Annotated in this window: 6 protein-coding genes; all 6 read left to right on the top strand. The window is 49.1% G+C overall.

Going from position 1 to position 21,623, the window contains the following annotated elements; translation table 11 throughout:
* Window positions 1–56 precede the first annotated feature (56 nt).
* From ACXHJ1_RS00945 to ACXHJ1_RS00920, 6 genes are read left to right on the top strand one after another with little or no spacing between them, the layout of a single operon-like run.
* Complete coding sequence (locus tag ACXHJ1_RS00945; protein WP_457905421.1) at window positions 57–7,679, top strand: amino acid adenylation domain-containing protein; 7,623 nt, start codon at window positions 57–59, stop codon at window positions 7,677–7,679.
* Window positions 7,676–12,598 (top strand): condensation domain-containing protein, encoded by a 4,923-nt coding sequence (locus tag ACXHJ1_RS00940; RefSeq protein ID WP_457905420.1) that lies wholly within the window; start codon window positions 7,676–7,678, stop codon window positions 12,596–12,598. Before ACXHJ1_RS00945 ends, ACXHJ1_RS00940 begins: the two co-directional genes overlap by 4 nt.
* Window positions 12,599–12,629: 31 nt before the next feature.
* Window positions 12,630–13,841, top strand: a complete 1,212-nt coding sequence (locus tag ACXHJ1_RS00935) for a pyridoxal phosphate-dependent aminotransferase (protein WP_017426436.1) — start codon at window positions 12,630–12,632, stop codon at window positions 13,839–13,841.
* 5 nt (window positions 13,842–13,846) lie between these two features.
* A complete protein-coding gene (locus tag ACXHJ1_RS00930; protein ID WP_457905419.1) occupies window positions 13,847–15,871 on the top strand; it encodes a non-ribosomal peptide synthetase in 2,025 nt (674 codons plus the stop codon).
* 3 nt (window positions 15,872–15,874) lie between these two features.
* On the top strand, window positions 15,875–19,909 hold the full coding sequence (locus tag ACXHJ1_RS00925; RefSeq protein ID WP_107734048.1) for a type I polyketide synthase: 4,035 nt from the start codon (window positions 15,875–15,877) through the stop codon (window positions 19,907–19,909).
* Window positions 19,910–19,951: 42 nt separating this feature from the next.
* Window positions 19,952–21,586: a carbamoyltransferase N-terminal domain-containing protein gene (locus ACXHJ1_RS00920; protein ID WP_090888125.1), complete on the top strand. Its 1,635-nt coding sequence runs from the start codon at window positions 19,952–19,954 to the stop codon at window positions 21,584–21,586.
* The last annotated feature ends 37 nt before the right edge of the window (window positions 21,587–21,623 follow it).

Raw genomic sequence — 21,623 nt, 5'->3', positions numbered from 1 at the left:
ATGTGGATTCGTCAGCTCATGAAGGCCGGGAACGGTTGACAGAGAGGGGAGTGTGTATGGACAAGAGTACGCATCTGAAAGACCGGATCATTGAAGAATATTGGATGAAAAAATGGTCTCAAGATCTGCCGCGGGAATTATTGCCTGTAAGCAAAAGCAAGTCTAACTATCAACCGGGAGCACGCAGAGAAACGCTAGAACGGGTTATTCCCAGGGAGACAATCCGCCAACTGGATCAAATGTCGAAAGGCTCGGAACTGGGACGTTTTATTTTGTTCTTGACGGCGCTGTCTGGGCTGCTTCATCGCTATTCGCAGTCAGAAGATATATGTATTGGCACGACGACGCTTGTACAGGCCCAATCCGAGCCAGGGAGTCTGCTTTTTCTCAAGCCTCGGGTTCAAGGAAGTCGAACGTGGCGTGGGCTTAACGAAGACATGAAGGCCGAGTTTTCCCGAACATTGAACCATCAGGCCAATTCTTTGTCCCTTCTCTATGACAAGTGGACATCTCTTCATGGGAGAGAGCTGCAAGAACTGTGGCAACTGGCATGTGTGGATGAGGGATTACAAACGGCGGTTGATGACCTGGATCGATTCGATCTGATAATCAAGCTTGTACCGAACGAAGAAGAAGGTCGGATACTGCAACTCGTTTATCGACCTGAGGTGTACTCGATGTCCTTGCTTGAATCCTTTGCTGCCAACTTGCTGTATGTTCTGGCTCAATGGCCTAAGAAATCAGCGGTTTCTCTGGAGGATGATGCGGCAGATATGCTGGCTCCACAGCAACGAGAGCTTCTAGTAAAGGGCTTAAATCAGACGGCTGTAGAACTGACGGATGTGAATATGCTGCATCAGTTGTTCGAAGAACAGGTGGTACAAACGCCTGAGCAAGCTGCTGTAGTCGAAGCAGAATATTGCATTAGTTACAGAGAGCTAAATGCAAGAGCCAATCAACTTGCCCGTGCTTTACAACGTCATGGAGTGGGTCCAGATGATATTGTCGGCATCATGACTGAGCCGACGGTGGAGATTATCGTGGCAATCCTGGCGGTACTAAAGGCAGGAGGGGCGTATTGTCCGATAGATCCGGCGTTTCCAGCAGAGCGGGTACAGCAGCTTTTTACGGATAGTCGGATGGAGTTGCTGATCTCACCGCCACAGTATGTGGATGCCCATCCTTTTCAAGGAACAGTGCTTGATCTGTCCAATCCCGCCTTCTATACAGGCGAGACGTCCAATCTGCCAGTTCAAGGCAGACCTGATCATATGGCGTATGTCATATATACATCAGGCTCGACTGGAACGCCCAAAGGCGTGATGATAGAGCATCGACATATTGTTAATCAATTGGCTGGGCTGAAACACAGCTATGATTTCCATGAACAATTGAGACATATTTTGATGGCTCCATTCACATTCGATCCTTCTGTGCAGCAGATTTTTTTGCCTTTAGCTACCGGAGGGACACTGTATCTGGTTCCAAAAGAAGCCAAGACAGATCCAAGCGCCTTTTGGGGATTGGTACGGAAGGAACGGATTAATGTGTTAAATACCGTACCTTCACTAATGGAAGTGCTGTTGGAGCAGGCACCGGATATTGAGCATCCCTTTGCTTTTATCATCATGGCAGGTGAGGTTTGTAGCGGGCAACTGGTACAGCAATTACGCGATAAGCTGAACATAGACAAGCTGTTTAACATTTACGGCCCGACAGAAGCGGCTATTAATACGACTTTGTATGAATGCCAACCTGTAGAGCAACGGGCAACTCTACCCATAGGCAAGCCGCTATTAAATTATCAGGTGTATGTTCTAGATCCACAGCAACGCTTGCTGCCCTTTGGGGCGATTGGAGAGCTGTTCATCGCTGGAGCTGGATTGGCGCAAGGATACTTATACAATCCACGCTTGACGGACGAACGCTTTGTGCCGAACCCGTTTGGAACCCAAGCAGAGCGGATGTATAAAACAGGCGATCTGGTGAGATGGTTGCCAGACGGTAATCTGGAGTTTGTCGGCAGGTCGGATGACCAGGTTAAAATCCGAGGGATGCGTGTGGAACTGGGGGAGATTGAGACTATTCTCAGAAGTCATCCGTCCATCAAAGAGGCTGTGGTCATTCCGCATGGATCAGAGCACACCGAGGAGCTTGCAGCCTTTTATACATTGAAAAGGCTGAAGACCTCTAAAGCATCTCCGTTAGGAACCAATGACATCCAATTGTACCTGAAGCAATATGTACCGGACTATATGGTTCCGGCACATGTAGTTTGTCTGGAGTCCATGCCTGTCACGGTAAATGGCAAAGTGGATAAAAAGGAGCTGCCTTTGCAACGGATTGGAGTAGTCCATACTCGTGCATATGTGGCACCACGTAATGAGTTGGAGGAACAACTGGCGGATATCTGGAAGAAGTTGCTGTCCGTGCCTGCCGTTAGTGTGGAGGACAGTTTTTTTGAAGCAGGGGGCAACTCGTTGTCTATCATGCGACTGCAAAGCAGAATCCACCATTTACTGAAGACTCAGCTGACCATTCCGCAGCTTTTTACACATCATACGATCGCGATGCAGGCCCAAATCATTCAGTCCGGCGGTGTGGAGAAACCTATCAAACCCCTTCGCGAAATGGATACAAGACGGCAACATATCCACAGGGCTGAGCTTGGAGCCAAGGGAAGACACGGTGATGTTGCTGTGATTGGTATGGCTTGTCGATTTCCCATGGCGGACAGTTGCGATGCCTTCTGGGACAATCTGTGTCGTGAAGTGGATGCTGTTCGCGACATTCCAACTCATCGGTTACAGGATATAGTTCATGGTTCAGATAATGTAGCTGGACAGTTAGGGTCGTTGCCGCAAGGGGCATATCTGGAGCGAATTGATGGCTTCGATGCATCGTTTTTCCATATAGCTCCTAATGAAGCACGAATGATGGACCCGCAGCAGCGCCTGCTGTTACAAGTTGTTTGGGAAGCAATGATGAATGCGGGATACTCGGAAAAAGCGGTGTACGGATCGAAGACGGGAGTATTTGTAGGAACAGGTACACCGCAATATTTGGACCTGATGCCACAGATTGAGCCCTCTGCTATACCGGGGAATTTACAAGCTGTGATTGCCGGAAGGATTGCTTATGTCTTTAATTGGACTGGCCCGGCAGAGGTCATTAACACGGCCTGTTCCTCTTCACTCATGGCTGTGCATCATGCGGTACAGGAGATCACGTCTGGTAGCTGCGAAATGGCCGTGGCTGGCGGTGTCAATCTGTACCTGTCGATGGTAGATGAAAATCTCTTCAACATGGGAATCGCAGCGCCTGATGGCAAGACGAAAGCGTACGACGCATCGGCGGACGGTACAGGTGGTGGCGAAGGAGTAGGTGCTGTTGTACTCAAGTCACTGGAGCAGGCCGTGGCTGATGGTGATTATATTTACGCAGTGATCAAAGGAAGCGCGGCTAACTCGGATGGGCGATCCAACGGAATGACCGCTCCTAATGCCGCTGCGCAGGCTGATGTGATTGAGGAAGCCTGGAAGCGCGCGGTGATTGATCCAGAGACAATTTCATATATCGAGACACATGGAACAGGCACCAAGCTAGGCGATCCTATTGAAATGGAAGGCATTGCGCGGGCTTTTGGACGTTATACAAATCGTAAACAGTTCTGTGCGGTAGGATCGGTCAAGAGCAATATCGGGCATCTGGATTCAGCAGCAGGGATTGCCGGGTTTATGAAGGCAGTGCTGGCCATGACCAAACGCCAGATTCCAGCATCCCTTCATTTTAAAGTGCCTAACCCGCATATTGATTTTGTCAATTCTCCGGTTTATGTCGCTCCGTCACTTCAGGAATGGATGCCTGAATGCGGGATTCGTCGTGCAGGTGTAAGCTCATTTGGTCTGAGCGGAACGAACTGCCATGTTGTATTGGAGGAATATACGCTCCAAAGAGAAGCTCCGCCTCCGGGCGAAGAATATTTGTTCACTTTGTCTGCCCGGACCGAACAAGCGCTCTACGCTTATGCCGAGAGGTTTGCGGCTTATTTGGGAAATAACCACGAAGCTTTGGCAGACATTTGTTACTGCACCAATATCAGTCGTGGAAACGATGCTTATCGTTTGGCTACCGTCGTCAGCTCGCAGGAAGAATTACAGCGTAAACTCAAGCTGTTTGCAGAGCAGGGCGATCAAAATGCGGCTTCCATATTACTAGATCGCGAACGAATATACGTAAATACGATAGGCAAAACAGGGGGAAATCCAGCGCCGTACAGAGTCCAGCCTGCGGAATCACTGGAACGTTTGGTGGAGGCTTATATGCAGGGCAGTGAGCTGGAGTGGGATGACTATTATCGCGGACAGAACCGGGTGCGTGTCCCTCTTCCAGGCTACCCGTTTGAAGAGAAGCGCTACTGGGTTGAACCTAAAGTTCAGCAATCACCGGATGTACCAGCCAGTGCGGAATTGATCGCTGACACGCAGAAGGGAGCTCCCGATTTCTGGCAGGCTACCGAGATGGTTTTTCAATTCGGTGAACGGTTATTGGAGGAGAGCGGATTCGCGGTAGTCCAGGGATATAAAGAGGCGGTTGATGAATTTGCGGCCCAGCTTATCATCGAACTATTCAGGCAATGGGGGACGCTCACAGAACCTGGAAAAGTATACAAAGAGTCTGAAATGCTGCATACGATAGGGATCACCTCCACATATCAGCGTCTCTTCCGGTTCATGCTGCGTTTCGTAGAGAAGCAGGGCCACGTACGCTTGGACGGTGAAAATATCATGCTGACCGTTGAACAGTCTGTTCCCGACCTGTCGGTGTTATGTACCCAATACATCGAGCAATATCCGGCATTTGCTGGAACCTTCAAGGTGTTGAAGTATTGTCTGGACGCCTATCCGGCTGTGTTAACGGGGAAAAGATCGCCTTTGAGTGTATTGTTTCCCGATGGCACACCGCAATTTCTGGCGGGCTTTGCCAATCAGGGACGTACCCTGGGCGATCTGTGTGAGACGATGGCGCTGGACGCATTAAAGCAGCATATTTTAGCACAAGCGGGAAAACGACTCCGCATTCTGGAAGTCGGGGCTGGCTCGGGAACGGTGGGTAAGGTCCTTTTTCCAGCCATAGCAGGTCTCCAAGTGGAGTATTGCTATACCGATTTGGGACGAGGCATCATTTTGGAAGCACAAAAGCAGTTTGCAGCCTATCCGTTTGTTCAATATCAAACTTTTAATATTGAAGAAGATCCTTTGGCGCAAGGCTTTGTGCCGGAACAGTTTGATATCATTATTGGTCTGAATGTGATTCATGCCACGAGCCGTTTGCGAACCTCCTTGTCCCAGTTGAAAAAGGTACTTGCCCCTGGTGGAGCCCTGTTTATGATCGAAAAGGTGCAGAACGAGCCTGCGGAAAATCTCGTTTGGGGAATGACAGAGGGATGGTGGCTGTTCGAAGATCAGGATATACGAAAGGATTCTCCACTGGTTCCGACGGAAACATGGGAGCAGTTGTTGAAGGAAGAGCAATTCACGGAAGTACGGACCTTCCCTGTGCGTTTGCCAAACCGTACTAAGGCTGAGAACGCACTGATTATCGGTCGAATGAGTGAACAAGCACAGGTGAGTACAATCGAAGATTTAATGTACCGTGTTCGCTGGACTCCAAAAGAACTGAAGAAGACAAGAGAAGGTGCACTAGTTCAGGGAAACTGGCTAATCTTTAAAGACAAGCTGGGAATTGGTGACGAGCTGGCGCTTCGCTTGACGCATTCTGGTCATCAGGTGGTGATCGTAGAGACGGGGCAAATGTTTGAAAAACAGAGCCATCATCAATACACCATCCGGGCGGGTGTAGAAGCAGATTACCTTCAACTCATGAGTGAACTGAGACAACGGAATCAGCGCTTGAACGGTATCGTTCATCTCTGGACCTGCACAGATCCCCCTTCAACTCCAGTCAATATTGAAACTGTTGATGTTGCTTTGGAGTCAGGTGTCTATAGCCTTTATTTTCTGACAAAAGCATTACTGCATCAGGGTTTACATGAAACGCTCGATTTGCGAGTGGTCTCGAACTTTACACAGCGGATTTCGGATGAACAGTATATATCACCTGAAAAATCTGCGATTCACGGTTTAGTGAAGGTTATTTCTCAGGAGCATCCACAATTGCAATGTTTCGGACTGGATGTTGATACGATCCACCACACGAGGGAGCAAGTTGCGGATCTGATCATGACCGAGCTGCAAGAAAATAAAACAGATTCGTTCGTTGTCATCCGTCAGGAACGATATATCCAAGGCATGGCCCGTCTGGAATCGGACATGGTAAGCACCCCGGATACTCGGAATCATCCGAATATTCCAGCTCGGCGTTCCGTCACCATTCGTCCGGGTGCGGTGTATATCGTGACTGGTGGTGCAGGAGGCTTGGGACTTGAGGTCTGCCGGTATTTGTCCCAGCAAGCCCCGATCCATCTGGTCATTCTGAATCGGACAGAGCTGCCGGAAAAAGAGCATTGGTCACAAATTATACATGATCCGGTGGAAAGACAAGCTGATGCTGCAACTTATCGTAAGTTGTCAGCCTTTGTAGAGATGGAGAAACACGGCTCACAGGTCCATTACTACGCGGGAGATGTGTCTGATTTTAGGCAGGTGCAGCTGATTTTTGAAGATGTGCAAGCTCGTTTTGGCCCCATTAAAGGAGTGGTTCATTGCGCAGCAGCTAGCGGCGATACCAGCCGTCCGCTGGAAGTTCAGAATAAGGATGACTTTGGGAAGGTACTTTGCCCCAAAATTCATGGCACGTTAGTACTGGATAAGCTTCTAGCTGAGCGAGAGACAGATTTCTTCGTTCTCTTCTCTTCGGTAGCTTCGCTATGGGGCGGAGCTGGCGGTGGGGATTATGCGGCTGCCAACACTTTTATGGATGCCTTCAGCGCACAGCGGAACATGCGGGGGCAAACGACGTTGGCAATCAACTGGTACGCATGGGAGGGACTTACAGGACCAGGCTGCATGGATTATATGCCTGTACCGGATGCACTGGTTGCTTTCCACATGAGCTTGTCTTGTCCGCTGGATCAAGTGGCCATCGGCAAGTTTGATACACAGAAGCTCCGTGAATGGGCGCCGATGATGAAAATTCAGCTTGCACCGGATATGCTGACGGATCGACATCGAGCTGTACCGCAATCCACTAAGGAGGTAGGAGCTCCGTCATTCGTCAAGCCTAACCGTTTGGTGACAGATGTGAAGGTCAGTCTGAAAGGGAAACCGACAGAACCCTACACAGAATTGGAACAGCAGATTGCTCAAATTTGGGCCGAGGTGCTGGGATACGAGGAAATTGATGTGAGTCAACATTTTTTTGAAATTGGTGGGGATTCCCTGCTTATTTTAAAAGTGCTGAGTCTTCTGAATGAACGGGTTGATCCTGAAGTGGAGGCCGGAGACCTGTTCTCATACGGTACAGTTTCACAGCTGGCGCAATTTATAGAAGGCAGGCTTGCTGCCAGTACGAGAGAAGTGATAACCGAAGGCCCGCAATCATCGGTCAAAGCTTCTGACCTTGACCATGCGGATGAGGATTTGCGGAGTCTGATCAAGCGGGTAAAGGAGGACGCTATTTCAGTGGATGAAGCTATGAAAGGATATGAAAGCATATGAGGGATACGTTTGTTGAAGCCATTTTGCAGCTTGTAGCCAAACAGGAATTATCTGAAGAGCATGCGTATTCTCTGATCAAGCAATATCAAGTTCAGCTCAAAGCTGCGGCATCGTCTGCAGTCCACGAGGGGATAAACCGCAACAGGGATATAGCCATCATCGGCGTAGCTGGACGATTCCCGCAGGCAGATACCAAGGAGCAATATTGGAACAATCTGGTTCATGGTCTGAATGGGATACGAATGTTTCCAAGCTCACGTTTGGAGCAGATCCGACCTTTTTTGGATGAACACAATCAAGGGCCGTATATGCCAGCAGGTTATCTAGACGAAATTGATACGTTTGACGCTGCATTCTTTAATATCCTCCCAGGGGAAGCCAAATATATGGACCCGCAGCAGCGTATGTTTATGGAAACCGGTTATGAGGCCATTGAGGATGCAGGTTATGGCGGAGAACGTATCCGTGGCTCACGGGTGGGCGTATATGTCGGCTATAGTGAAGCGAGGTACAAGGAGCTGATCGAAAGTGATTCATCCACCGCTTTTGTCGGGAATTTTCCGCCCGTGATCGCAAGCCGTCTGGCTTATGCCTTGAATCTATCTGGGCCTGCACTCAGTGTAGCGACCGCCTGCTCTTCCTCTCTTGTCGCTTTGCATCTTGCATGTGAAGGATTGCTTGCTGGAGATTGCAGTATGGCTTTGGTGGGCGGAGTAGCCATTGGCGCTTTACCCACCAGATTGGAACCGGGAGGGCTTGGGATCACCTCGTCGCAAGGACAATCACGCAGCTTCGACGCTGATGCCGATGGTACGGGATGGGGTGAAGGTTGTGGCGTTGTTCTAATCAAGCCATTGGAACAAGCTGAGAAGGATCACGATTATATTTACTCGGTGATTAAAGCAAGTGCTATCAATCAGGATGGTGCTTCCAACGGATTGGCATCCCCGAATGCCCGAGCCCAGGAAGAAGTGATTGTAGAGGCTTGGAAGCGTGCAGGCATTGATCCGTCGACGATCTCTTACATTGAGGCTCATGGAACAGGGACCAAAATTGGAGATCCGATTGAAATCAAAGGGATTACAAATGCTTTTCGCAGGTATACGCAAAAAAGACAATTTTGTGGAATCGGCTCAGTCAAAAGCAATATCGGTCATCTGGATTCGGCCTCGGGCATGGCAGGGCTAATTAAAATGATTCTGGCTTTACAGCATAAAAAACTTCCGCCTACCCTGCATTTTGCGTATCCCAATCCGTTGATGAACTTGCATAGTTCTCCGGTCTATATTCATACAAAGCTAGCTGATTGGCGAAGTGAGGACGGGATTCCGCTGAGAGCGGGTATCAGTTCATGGGGATTAAGCGGTACAAATTGTCACGTGGTGCTGGAGGAGTATCCGGTCAGCAGGCCCTCATTATCATCGTCCTCCGATGTACCCTGCAGTGAGGAACGAGTATTTACGCTTTCGGCATATAGTGAGGATTCACTGCGAAGATTGACTGCCCGATATATTGATTTTTTGGAGAGTGACGATATTCCGTCTTTGGAAAATATCTGTTATGTCCTGAACACGGGCAGAGAGCATCATGCTTATCGATTGGCAATTCCAGTTTCGGATCGGATCAGTCTTTGCTCAAAGCTGCGCCAGGCTTATAACGCATTGGTCTGTCAGGATGGAACAGGGCTGGAGCAACAGGGGATTTTTTGCACTATATATAGCGAGCCCCTGCCCCTGGCAGAAATGACGCTGGATACAGATGCACGAATGATTGCCCGGCGATATGTTAACGGAGAGAACAGACGCTGGTTGGAGGATTATTCGGCAGACGGATGTGCCAAAGTTCCTTTGCCTACATACGCCTGGGACAAGCAGCGCTACTGGGTAGAGCCGCCGATCGAACGTCGAAGCCGTGGTCGTAACGAACAGTTGCCAGCCTATAACGAAGTACGTGTTTCCTTTCGTGATGGGTATGTTCCGACGGAAACGGAAGACAGGCTGGCACGCATTTGGGGACGGATTTTGGGTATTGACGAGCTGTCTATAGATGCTGATTTCTTCGAATTGGGTGGAGACTCACTGCTGGCTACGGATCTGATTACAGCCATCAGTCAGGTGTTCCACACGAGAATTACATTGGTTGATTTGTTTGGACACCCTTGTATTCGTGAGATTGCCAAGCTTGTTTCAGGAGGAGAAACAACGGATTACCCGTCTATTGAACCAGTGTCTCCACAAGCATTTTACCCCGTATCCAACGCACAGCGGCGTCAGTTTATTCTGAAGCAGCTGGCAGAAGATAATTTGAGCTACAACATGCCCGGAGCGGCTATGATCACTGGGCGTTTGGACGTGGAGCGCTTAAAAGACGCATTTGCTGCGATCATTCATCGTCATGAATCCTTTCGGACAGTGTTTGATGTCGCAGAGGATGAAATTGTGCAAATTGTTCTTCCGGAAGCTGAGCTTGCGATATCACTGGGAGTGGCTTCAGAAGAAGCCGATGTGCAAAAGCTGATGGAAGAATTTGTACAGCCGTTTTCCTTGGGAGAGGCGCCTTTACTTCGTGTATGCTTGCTGCGATTAACGGATCAGCGTGATGAAGAGGACAAGCATTTGCTGATGTTTGACATGCATCATATTGTTTCAGATGGTGTTTCCATGGAAATCCTCATTCGGGAATTTACCAGTCTTTATAGCGGGCAGAGCTTGCCACCGCTACGTATTCAGTATAAGGACTATGCAGTATGGCAAAATGCTTTTCTGCACAGCGAGCAGATGCTCCAACAGGAGAAATTTTGGCTGAAGACGTTAACGGAAGGGCGGGAGGCAGGACTACCGATTCTGAATCTGCCCAGTGATTATCCACGGCCGCCTGTGATGTCTTTTGAAGGGGGCATGTATTCGTTCACGATTGACAAGGTAGCTGCTGACCGCTTGCGAGCCCTGGGACAAGAACACGGGGCTACACTATATATGACGCTTCTGGCTGTATACAATGTGCTGCTGTATCAATACACAGGGCAGGAGGATGTCATTGTAGGTTCTCTCATTGCTGGAAGACGTTATACGGGGGTAGAGCATACGATAGGTCTTTTTACGAACTATTTGCCTATTCGTAATACTCCGGCAGGAGAGCGCTGCTTTACAGACTTTTTAAAGGAGGTGGCTCATCGGACTATAGCTGCGTATGATCATCAGGATTATCCATTTGAAAAGATGGTGGAGCACCTGGATCAGAAACGTGATCTTTCGCGCAACCCTATTTTTGACACCATGCTTATTTTACATAATCAGGGGATGCAGAGGACCCAATTTACGATGGGAGATGTGACGCTGGACATGGTGGACTGGGCCAAACACAGCTCAACCATGGATTTGAAGCTCGACATTTTTCAAGGGATGCAGGGAGAGCTAAATTGCACCTTTGAGTATTATTCCCGGTTGTTTCACCAACAGACAATCACTACACTTGCAGGACACTTGCTCAGCCTGATCGACCAGATTCTGGACCAGCCTGAACAAGCTTTGGCGGAGTACCGGATTTTTTCACCTGAGGAAGCGGACAACATGAAGCGGAAACGACGAGCAAAGGACTCCACTTTTGCGATTCCTCCGATTTGCCCTCCACCAGTGACTGAGTGGTATCCTTTATCTTTTTACCAAAAGCAGTTATGGCGACATCGGGGATCAACTCCTCATGTGATCGTTCGTGCAGCGTGGACAGGCAAGGTGGATCAGACGTTATTTGTCAGGGTATTGGAAGAACTGCAAGCCGAACACAGTACGCTCAGAATAATCTTCAGGGAAGAGACCTCCGAGCCGACTCAGCAGGTGAAGACACATCTTCCGTTGGATTACACATTCACGGATGTCATAGAGGAGGATGCGGCTTCTTGGGCGGATTCTAGTGTGGCTGACGAGTATCGTAACCCGTTTGAGCCACGACAAGGGCCGCTGTATCGGGTGCGCTTGGGGTGTGACAACAACGAACGGTGCCAATTGATCGTGGCTGTTCATCCATTACTAATGGAATGTCTGGACATGAAAGGGTGGCTGGAACGACTGTTTATCCGCTATTCCGCCGCTGTTACGGATTCAGTAGTGGATGCAGTCCACACGTTTCAGCCCATACCGCAGATTGACTTTACCTATTGGCAGCATCAGTTGTTGCAGGAAGGATATTTGGAGCCGCAAAAATCGTACTGGACCGAAGCTTTACGAAATCCGCTTCCTCAAATCGGGTTGCCGTTCAAGCGGGGAGAAGATGCTTCTGCAACGTCTGAGTGGGATTCCGTCGAGTTGACCCTCGCCACACAGGAGGCCGAAGCTCTGCACACTTTTGCCTCCAGTCATGATAGTAGTGTTACGGACATTTTATTCGCCTGTTATTTCCTGCTGCTGCGGCAATTGACGCAAGCGGAGGAGCTTTTGATCCATGTCGTTCATCCCGAGGGACATCCGGTGCAGGGGAGCGAAACATCTTTACGTATCCAGCATCCTGTGCCAGTCAGAGTTTCAATGGAGGGGCTTTCGTCGTTTAATCCTTTGCTAGACAAAGTGAAGGACAAGTATCAAGCCGCACTTCAAGCCGTTTTATATCCGTTTCATTTGCTGCTGGACCCTAATGTATTGAAGAGCGGGGCGGAGAATTCCACCCGTTTTAACGTCATCTTTTGCGAAGAGGACTGCACGAGCTCTTTACCTGTGGTAGGGGAAGTGGGATTACGTGTATATCCCTCAGAACCAGCAGCACTGCAACTGTCTGTTGTGAGATTAACAACCGGACTGACCTGTTCCCTGAGGTGGAATACCGCTTTGCTGGAATCTTCCTATGTTCACTCTATGTTGGAGAGGTATCACAAAATAATCAAGACCATTGCGGGTAGTGTGTCTAGCCTGTCCAAAGTATCCCATTAACGTGCGTTTCATTCAAAGGAGGCAATTACAAATGGAATTGAGATCATCTATTGAATTTTACGACAATCGGTTTTTAATGTTCGTTCTGGATCAAATGGCTTATGAATTTGAGAAAAACGGCTCCAAGGAGGTCATTCGGATGACCTTGGGAAAATCCGAGCTACCTTTGCACGAGGATATTATTCAGTCGATGAAGGATGCATTAGATACCTTTGAAAAAAGCTCGCTTGTATTCCCACCGGGCTTGCCGGAATTAAAGGAAGCATTGGCGGAGGAATACAAGAAAACCTACGATCTGGACATTAATCCCAACAATATCTTGATTAATGTGGGCACCAGTGCCTTGTTCCGGAATTTGTTTTATTTATTAGCGAAAGAGGGGGATGAGGTTCTGCTGCCGCGTCCGTATTATTCCCTATATCATTTCTGCGCTCAATTGGTAGGGGCGAACGTTCGCTACTATGATATTAATCTGGATACGCTAGCACTCGATCTGGATTCCTTTAGGGAAAACTTCACGGATAAAACCAAAATTGTGGTGATTAATTCACCTGGCAATCCGTTAGGCAATATTTTAACGAAAGAAGAACTGTACGCCATTGATGAAATCATCGACGGACAGGCTGTAGTCATTAATGATGAGATTTATGCCAATGTTTGCTTTGATGAACGAAGCACCTCGGTACTGGAGCTGACGGATACCAAATCAGCTTTTATTACGACGAATGCTTTCTCCAAAGGATACCGGATGTACAGTCGGCGCGTTGGCTACTGTATCGTTCCTGACGAGCTGGTCACACCGCTTACGGTCATACAGCATCATACCTTGTTGACAGCCGACCCTGTCGTGCAGTTTGGCGCGCTCGAAGCATTGGCGCATCCTGAAGAGATTGAGCAACTGGTCAGCCTGTACAGAGCAAGACGGGATTATACGGTGGAGCGGTTCAATGAGGTTCCACTCGTACGTGCCATTCCTGCTCAAGGCAGCTTTTACTTCACACTCGATTGTGAAAAGTACATGGACGAGCACGGCATTGAGACGAGTTTGGAGTTGGCGGAACAAATTATGAGAGCCAAACAAGTGGCGACAGTGCCGGGTTCTGATTTTGGATTACCGAAAATGCTGCGCCTGTCTTACTCTACAACGCGATACAACGAAGGCATAGACCGATTAGTGGACTTTTTCACAAATAGCTTGGTAGGTCAATCGGCTGGATCTGCTGCAATTCCGGTTCAGGAGTAGCTCCTATGGATCTAGATTTTGATGCATTTGAAATTCTATCGGCAGATGAGGAACGCGTCATTGCGGAGATGAATCAGACCAGCAAGGCTTATGAGGAACAGCTGACGATTCCTGATCTGTTTGTCCGTCAGGTCGCGAAAACCCCTCAGCATACTGCTATCGAAGAATATGGTTCTTCCATCACATATGCCGAACTGGAGGAACAAGCGAACCGAATGGCCCGCCTACTGTACGCAGTAGGTGTGCGGCCTAACCAGCGGGTAGCGGTGGTAGCGGAACGGGGAATTGAGCTTTTGGTGGCTGTTTTCGGTGTATTAAAAGCAGGGGCGGCCTATGTACCTATTGATCCGGATTATCCGAAAAAACGGATTCAATATATGCTGCGCGACAGTGCCTGCAGTGTGCTGATCACCGAGTCTGCCAAGCTGCAGACGATGCTGGAAGATTTGCCGGAGAGTATGACGACCGCTGTCTGCCTCGACGAAACAAAGGTGCAAACAGATAAGCTGACTGTGTATCAACGATCGGATTGGGAGCACCAGGGAAAGGCTTCATGGCACTGTCCTGCCTGTGAAAATGATCTGGCATATCTGATTTACACCTCAGGCTCCACGGGAGATCCCAAAGGAGTCATGATGACGCATAAGGCTGTGCTGAACACGCTTTTTTGGTTGCAGGATACTTTCTGTCTGGCCGCAGCAGATGTGATTGCGCAGAAGACTTCCGCCAGCTTCACCGACTCGGTATGGGAGTTCTTCTGGCCCTTGATTTATGGAGCCAAGCTGTCCATTTTCAGTTCGGATACGGTCAAAGATCCACAAAGGCTCTATGAACAGCTGCGAGATGACAAGGTTACTATTACCCAGTTTGTTCCAGCCCAGATGAGTCTCTTTTTGGATGCGATTCCGACCGATGAGACAGACCATCCGCTGCCGGAACTAAAGTGGGTATTCAATGGAGGCGAAGCCTTGCTCGTCAATGGGGTGCGAGACTGGTACAGCACGTTCCGGGAAGCCAAGATTGCCAACATTTACGGCATGACCGAGTCAGCTATTTATGCAACCTGTTACCTGATTGACGCATCTCCGGCTGAAGGTGAGTTGAGTATTCCATTGGGCAGGCCGCTTGCGAACACGCATGTCTATATTTTGGATAAGGAGGGGCAGGTGTGCCCCTTTGAGGTCAAAGGCGAAATTTGTATCGGCGGCATTGGTCTGACGGCGGGGTACTGGAATAAGCCGGAAGCCACTGACAAGGCTTTTACCCAGCATCCCAAAACGGGCGAAAGATTATATCGTACGGGAGATCTGGGCTTGTTACGACCAGATGGCATCCTGGAGTACAGCGGACGTAAGGATGATCAGGTTCAGGTGCGAGGATATCGTGTAGAACTGAAAGAAGTGGAACGGGCTGTATCTGTCTTTCCAGGGATTAAGGAAACGGCTGTAGTTGCCCAAACTGATGAGTTTGGTGTAACCAATCTTTTATGTTATTTTACATCGCTGGAAAAAGGGCTTGAAGTGGATGATCTGACAACTCACCTGCGTGAATTATTGCCTGAGTATATGATTCCAGGATTTTTTATGGAACTGCTGGAGATGCCGCTTACTCCTAACGGAAAGATTGATCGCAAAAATCTGCCACAGCCGGAGCGGCGAGTTCATCGTTCAACCGCATATGTGGCGCCCCGTAACGAGAGAGAACATATGCTGGCCAAAATCTGGGCCGGAATTTTAAATATAAGTCCGGAGGACGTCGGCATCCATGACAGTTTTTTTGAAATCGGCGGCAACTCCATCTCGATTGTTCGACTGCATCGTAAGATGCAACACGCGCTGGGCAGCAAGGCGACGGTCGCTGAGCTATTCTCCTATCCTACGATTGCGGCGTATATGAATCATTTTGAAAATCAGTCCAAGGATGACGAACAACTGGATCAGGATCTCATGAGCCTGCTGGATCAAATTGAAGATGGCTCACTGGATGTAAGCCAGTCTATACGGGCGCTGGACCATCTGAAGGAGGGATAACATATGAAACGGGTTCAGAATTACTTGCTAGGCCAGGTGGCTGCAAAACATCTCTCCAAAACAGAAGCTCTGCCGATGCTAAAAGAGCTATTCGAAAATGAATCCAAAACGGTAAAAGTCGATGATATTGCTGTTGTGGGGATGGCTTGCCGTTTTCCAGGGGCGAACGGAACGGATGAATTTTGGAATAATCTCGTAAACGGCATGGATGCTGTAAGAGAATTCCCGGAAAGTCGCAGGGCGGATGTAGATCGGCCTATTCGAGATTATTTTAAAGGCAAACGATATGCGCCTGAGATTAAGTATCGCAGAGGAGCGTATTTGGACCATATTGACCGTTTTGATGCGGAATATTTTAATATTACGCCAGCGGAAGCCCGTTGTATGGACCCTTTGCAGCGCATTTTCCTCGAAGTTACCTGGGAAGCACTGGAGGATGCTGGATACGCCGAAAAGGAATTGTATGGCTCACGGACCGGGGTGTACGTAGGGGATACGGATGCCGACTACTTGCAGTTGATACAGAACATGGAGCCTTATGCTTTACCCGGCAATACCATTTCGGTCGTAGCCAGTCGGGTGGCCTACTTGCTGAATCTCGCCAGCGGTAGTCATTTGATTGATACTGCTTGCTCGGCATCTTTGGCCGCTGTACATCATGCGGTTAAAGGGCTGATTACTGGAGATTGCGACATGGCTGTAGCTGGAGGACTAAACCTAACCCTGTTTCCTGTAGACGAGGGGCTGGTGGATATCGGCATTGCTTCTCCTGATTCTGTCGCTCGTACCTTCGATGCTGCAGCGAATGGAACTGTCTGGGGCGAGGGATTTGGAGTCATTGTACTGAAGACGCTGGAAAAGGCCAAGAAGGATCGGGATCATATCTACGCCGTTATTAAAGGGAGTTCCATGAATTCAGATGGAAAGTCCAACGGTATTACCGCCCCAAGTGCCTTGGCTCAGACGGAGCTGATGAAGGAAGCTTGGCGCAATGCGGGCATACCCCCTGAAACAGTAACCTACATCGAGGCTCACGGTACAGGAACTCGTCTAGGTGATCCGATTGAGATCGAAGGCATTACCAATGCCTTCCGCAGCTACACGGACAAGCGGCATTTTTGTGCTCTGGGTGCGGTAAAAACAAACATCGGTCATTTGGACACCGCAGCTGGTATTGCGGGTCTGATCAAAACGGTGCTGTTGTTGCAAAAGAAGGAGATTCCGGCAACCCTACATTTTAACGAGCCGAATCCGCACATTAATTTCATCGAATCGCCTGTATATGTGAATACAGAGCTGGTTCCATGGGAGACGGAGGCAGGAGTACCACGGCGGGCGGGGGTCAGTGCTTTTGGTCTGGCAGGGACCAACTGCCATGTCATATTAGAAGAATATGAGCAGGATGAGTGGAGCCGGTCCGCCAGTGTAGAAGACGTGCCGTACGTATTTACGTTGTCTGCGAAGAGCAAAGCTTCCTTCAATGCTTTGGTTGACCGTTACCGTACATTTTTGGACCGTACAACTCATACACTGCCAGATATTTGTTTCACAAGCAATCAGGGACGCGGGCACTATGCTTATCGGCTTGCAATTGTAGCTACAAGCCTTGATGAGCTTAGGGAAGGGATAGAGCGTTTTGCAAACGCAGATGAAGCTGTGCGTCCAGCTTTGGCGGGAGAGAGGATTTATTATACCCGTCTGACAACCCGTGAAGAGAAAAGCTTTAAGGTGCAGCCCGACACCAGTCTGGAGAAGGTTGTAGATGAATATATGCAAGGTAGCGAGATCAATTGGGCTGCCCTGCATGATTTGGAGCAAAGGCGCCGTGTTCCTTTGCCTGTCTATCCATTTTTAGGAAAGCGGCATTGGGTGGAGTATATTCCCGAGCATGCGCTAGAGCACGAAGCGACTTCTCCAGCCATGAAATCTGAACCGGAGAAACAGGTGGATCATTGGTTTTATGAACTGAATTGGATAGCCAATCCTCTCACGGATTCTACCCTCCCAGAGCGGCCTTCTGCCGGGAAATCTTGGCTTATTCTGGCGGATGAAGAAGGGGTCGCTGATTCACTTGGTGAGTTGATGAAGGCCCAAGGAGAAACGCCGATCATTGTAGAGGCTGCATCTGCTTTTTCGGCCGTAGATCCGGGACATTATCGGATTCGTCCCGGCTTTGCGGAGGATTATGCCAAACTGCTTGCAGCCGTGGCAGAGACCGAAACGCAAGGAGGAGCAGAGCTTACCGGAATCGTGCATCTGTGGACATGTACCGAAATTCGCAGTCGCATGCGACAACTCGATGACTTGAATGAAAGTCAGGAGCAAGGAGCTTTAAGTCTTTTTTATTTAATGAAGGCAGTGCAAGCAAGTTCGATTCATCGCTCGTTAGAAATCAAAGTCGTCTCGAACTACGCACAGCTGGTCGTAGCGGAGGATACATATGTGTTCCCGGAAAAAGCGCCTCTGTGGGGATTGATGAAGGTCGTTTCACAGGAATATAGCCAGCACCGTTGTAGCTGTATGGATGTAGAAACGATCGGACGGGAGAATTCCGACATCGCTCGGGAAATCATGTTGGAATTGAATCGGGATGAAGCAGATCAAGGTTCAGCATGGCGTGGCGGTCAGCGGTATACACAACAGCTGGAACGGATGCGGCTTGCAGCCCTTCCACGTCGCAAAATTACGCTACGCGAGGGCGGTGTCTATTTGATAGCCGGGGGAGCCGGCTCGGTAGGATTAGAAACTTGCCGCTATTTTGCCCGCCAGGCCAATGTAAAGCTAGTGCTGGTCAACCGGACAGAGCTTCCAGACCGGGGAACTTGGCAGGAACGAGCTACGGGACCGGATACTTCTGCGATTGCGAAGAAAATCCGCCGACTGTTGGAGATTGAAAGCCTTGGCTCCGAAGTTAGCTACTACGCAGCAGATATCACGAACCTGGCTTCCATGAAGAAGGTCGTTGAGGATATACAAGCACGTTACGGTCCAATTCATGGGGTTATTAATGCCGCGATGCATTTGGAGGAAATTCGTCTGGAGCAGATGGATACCGCCGCATTTCAGCGAACCATGGAAGCCAAGGTGACCGGAACATGGGTGTTGAACGAGGTGACCAAGGAGCAGACGCTGGACTTTTACATTCTGTTCTCGTCAGTGGCTTCGCAACTGGGAGGCACAGGTTTGGGCAGCTATGCTGCTGCGAATGCATTTCTGGATCAGTATGCCCACTATCAGAGCCGTCGCGGCATGGAAGTGATGGCGATCAACTGGTCGGATCTGGAGATGGGGGATACACCGAACGAACTGATGGATCAACGGATGTTATCTCAGCCGATTTCGTCCGAGGACTATGGAAAGCTGCTTGATCGGCTTTTGCAATATAAGCTGACCCAAGCGGTCATCGCCAACATTCACAGCCAGAAGCTGGCTCAAGTGCTGACGCTGCTCAAGATTCACTTTTCCCCAGACTTAACAAAGGAAATTACAGAGCAAGCACAGGGACATAACGAGCAAGAGTCAGAAGTCTACAGCCATCTGCTGGAGTCCTATCAGGAGCTGAAGCAGTTTATTACTTCAAATGAGGCTCTGAACGATATGATTCAGCGAAATGTGAAGCTGGGTGCTAAATTTGTTTCTTTTGAGGAAGAGCTATTTCATACGCTACAGCCCAAGTCACAGCTTGCGAACACTGGAGTGCATATGCGGCCTCACATCCAAGTGACCTTGATCGGTCGTGACGGAGAGGTCTATTCGGAAACGGAACGGCAGCTAGGTCAGATTTGGGGCGAGGTGCTAGGACATGAGGAAATTAGCATACACCAGGACTTTTTTGAAAATGGAGATTCCCTGATGCTGATGAGTGTCATTGCTAAAATCAAAGACCAGCTGGCCATAGATGTGCCGATTCAGGTCTTTTTTCAGGAGCCGACAGTGGCCGGGCTGGGAACTTGGATCGATGAATCCAATCGCAGCGGTTCTGAAGAGGAAGATATCATTCCGATATTACCACGTCATTTTGCTGAGGCTGAACAATAAAGCGGCTTTGTGTTGGGCTAACAGGTGAGGAGTGAAAGGAACATGTTATTCTGCGGACTGAAATTAACGCATGATGGTAGTGTAGCCTTGATTGAGGATAACAAGCTTATTTTCAGCTATGAAGTTGAAAAATTCAATAACAACAAACGCTACAGCGAAATTCCTGATTTAGATTTTGTTGAAGAAGCACTTAACCTGCATGGCTATACCTCGGCAGATGTGGATCGGTTTGTTATTGACGGCTGGGCCGGATTGAAGGAAAGCAGGGTGGATACGCGTTCTCATGGGCAGGAGCTGTCCCTTTCGGTTGCGCCTTACCGCGAAGTATCGCTTTCAGCGGACGCACTCCAAGCCTATTCGGGCAGTGGACTTGTTATTGGAGAGAAATCCTTCGATTATACCAGCTATATGCATGCAACCACACATATCGCCAGCACCTATTGTGCGAGCCCTTATGCGGTGAACAAGGAGCCGTCTTACGCGCTTGTATACGATGGAGGTATGTACCCGCGTTTTTATTACTTTGATCCAGCGAACGAAAGATTAGAAAACCTGGGCCCTCTCTTCATGTACATCGGCAACATTTATTCACTGTTTTCGCTGCACTTTGAGCCTTTCCTTCGCGGAGGACAAGGACCACGTGTGGATGATCTTTCGGTAGCGGGCAAGGTTATGGCCTATATAGCCAAGGGGCGGGTACGTTCAGAGCTGCTCGAACAGTTTGAGTTGACGTATGCGCGGCATTTTTCACCCTCCATGGAGTTTAACTGGACCTTTTCCCAGGAAATCAAGCGATATGTAGATGAGCATCATATTCCGCATGCAGACGCTTTGGCGTCTTTCCATCAGTATTTGGAGCAGCTTCTTGTAACCTCGCTGGAGGCGAGTGTGACCAAGCATGGGCGCAAAACAAAGAACTTTTGCTTTATAGGAGGCTGTTCTCTGAATATTAAATGGAACAGTGCGATTCGAGAAAGCGGGTTATTTGATGATGTGTTTGTTTCTCCATTTACGAATGACACAGGCTCGGCCATTGGTGCTGCTTGTTGTGAGATGATTCATCAGACAGGTCATCCCCATTTGAATTGGTCTGTATACAGCGGGCCGATGGTCATCCAAAATGATCCAGCGGAAGGCTGGGAATCACGTGCTTGTACGGTGTCACAGCTCGCAGAGCTGCTGCATACGACAGATGAGGCGGTTGTCGTGCTGAATGATCGGGCGGAACTGGGACCACGTGCGCTGGGGAATCGCAGTATACTGGCAGCTGCCGTTCGACCGGATATGAAAGACCGCCTGAATGCCATTAAGCAACGGGAGGACTATCGTCCGGTCTCACCAATCTGTATAGAGGAGCATGCGCCTGCTATTTTTTCGCCAGGAACCCGCGATCCGTATATGCTGTTTGACCATATGCTACGTGACGAATGGGTGGAACGCATTCCGGCAATCCGTCATCTGGATGGCACAGCACGCTTGCAAACAGTAAGTCGGGAGGACAATCCGCTAATTTATGATTTGCTGCATGCGTACGAGAAATTAAGCGGCATTCCAGTTCTGTGCAATACCAGTGCCAATCTGCTTGGCAGCGGTTTTTTCCCGGATGTGCGTTCTGCAACCGAGTGGAACGGAACCCGATATGTCTGGTGCAATGAAACGTTATACGAAAAGCAGTAGCCTATCCTCGAATAATGTACAAGATGGAGGTTTAGAC

The organism is Paenibacillus sp. ALE2 (assembly GCF_054113385.1).
This window is presented reverse-complemented; position numbering and strand designations above follow the sequence as displayed.